The organism is Leisingera sp. ANG-S5 (assembly GCF_000813925.1).
In the GTDB taxonomy this organism is placed as follows: Bacteria; Pseudomonadota; Alphaproteobacteria; order Rhodobacterales; family Rhodobacteraceae; genus Leisingera.
Genome location: NZ_JWLH01000037.1, coordinates 632 through 1,036 on the forward strand (window position 1 = coordinate 632; position 405 = coordinate 1,036).

Consider the following 405-nt stretch of genomic DNA (forward strand, 5'->3'; position numbering starts at 1 on the left):
ACTTGACCAGCAGGGCATCCAGGAAGCCTACCGGGGATGCAATGCTCACCGCGGAGATCTGTTGTGCTGCTGCCATCGTTCTGTTCCTTCGTCTATCGTCTCGTCAGTGCCGTCGTGGCGTTTCTTGAATGACAATTTAAGGAAATGCCGCAGATGCACAATCCCGCGCTTCGTCAATGCCGCTATGCAGCATCTGCATGGGTGACGCAGGGTAGGCCTTTGTAATTGGACAAGATTTTCGGCGGCCCGTTGCGCAGCTGTATAATTTCCGGGCATGCAGCCACGTTCAGCGCATGGCTTGTGCGGCTGTGGATTGACACATCTGCCGCCCTGTTGATGCGGCAAACGCGCAGGCCGGGTTTCCTGCGCGCGGGCACACACATATATATAGGCCGGATTTGACGC